Consider the following 1,447-nt stretch of genomic DNA (forward strand, 5'->3'; position numbering starts at 1 on the left):
ACTTGAACCAGTGACCCTCGCCTTGTAAGGGCGATGCTCTCCCAACTGAGCTAATCACCCACATATAAATTAAAACGCTACTATTAAAAAATAGTACTGGACTTTAACCAGTGAACCTCGCCGTTATTTGTAAATAACGATGGCACTCTCTTATTTCTAACTGAGCTAATTATCCATATAGAACTTAGATACGACACATTAGAATGTGGTGGGTGATACTGGACTTGAACCAGTGACCCTCGCCTTGTAAGGGCGATGCTCTCCCAACTGAGCTAATCACCCGCATCTAAACAACACCACATTGCTGCGTTGTTGTGGGGCGCTATTATAGATAGACTTGTAAATGTGTCAACACTTGAATGATAAAAATGTGCTGAATGAAGCTTTTATAATCAATGCAATGCAAATAGTGTTCACTTTATCAACAAGGTAACGTAAAACGAACAATAAGCACCTTTGGCTGGGGGTTAATATAACTATATTTATATTCACTAGATAGAGTTCTGTTGCTTTTTAAGGATGAAAATTAATTCAATTTAGTGGTAATTGATTTGCCGAGTCAGGGTTGCAACCAAGAAATCAAAGTAAAGCTTTCTAGTTCAGATCATCCTGCCTATGTTATTCAATTGTTTAAACCACTCAAATTAGCAAGTTGTTTATCGCTTAGCATTGTTAAGCTTTACAATTAGCATTTAATAAAATCCAGCTAGGCTATGATGGAAGTAGGCCCGTTTTAGGAGAAAAGCAGTGATAACTCAATTTGCATATAAATGTATACCTTTTGAGTCCGATGTGAATAGGTGCTTTTAGTATTATAGGGTCGTCATGCTCAACTCAAACTTAAATGTGGCACACTTAACGAAGCTCATGGTTACTAAGTAGTATGAAAATCTACTTTTTAGCATGTATGATAGCCAGTTTGTTGAAAATTAAACCATTTAAATAATGTCGCACAAAAAACTGTTGACTTTATTTTGGGGGGTGCATAGAATGCGCCCCGCACTAAGCGATACACGACGTGGTTATCACCGAGCGTATTGAATAAGTTGGGGCTATAGCTCAGCTGGGAGAGCGCTTCGCTGGCAGCGAAGAGGTCTGCGGTTCGATCCCGCATAGCTCCACCAATTTTTAGTGTTTGTCCTAGGGTAGCAGTTTTCTGTGTCCCCATCGTCTAGAGGCCTAGGACACCGCCCTTTCACGGCGGTAACAGGGGTTCGAATCCCCTTGGGGACGCCACTTAACTTTTTAGTTAAAGGCGGTTTTACCGAGAAAATAGCGTAACACATAAAGCTCGAGTCTTTATTTGTACTATACGCCATTACCTTAAGAGCTCAGGATGTGAGTTAAACTAATCAATCGTCCTAGTGACACTTTTTAGTGTCCCCATCGTCTAGAGGCCTAGGACACCGCCCTTTCACGGCGGTAACAGGGGTTCGAATCCCCTTGG

At 41.1% G+C, this 1,447-nt stretch carries 3 tRNA genes; 2 read left to right on the plus strand and 1 reads right to left on the minus strand.

Going from position 1 to position 1,447, the window contains the following annotated elements:
- Positions 1 to 206: 206 nt before the first annotated feature.
- Positions 207 to 282, minus strand: a tRNA-Val gene (locus tag AN392_RS18040).
- Between the two features lie 766 nt (positions 283 to 1,048).
- On the opposite strand from AN392_RS18040, the gene AN392_RS18045 reads away from it, so the two are divergent.
- Positions 1,049 to 1,124: transfer RNA gene (locus AN392_RS18045), tRNA-Ala, on the plus strand.
- Between the two features lie 36 nt (positions 1,125 to 1,160).
- Positions 1,161 to 1,236: transfer RNA gene (locus AN392_RS18050), tRNA-Glu, on the plus strand.
- The last annotated feature ends 211 nt before the right edge of the window (positions 1,237 to 1,447 follow it).

It is taken from the genome of Pseudoalteromonas sp. P1-16-1b, assembly GCF_001401785.1.
Lineage (GTDB): Bacteria > Pseudomonadota > Gammaproteobacteria > Enterobacterales > Alteromonadaceae > Pseudoalteromonas > Pseudoalteromonas undina.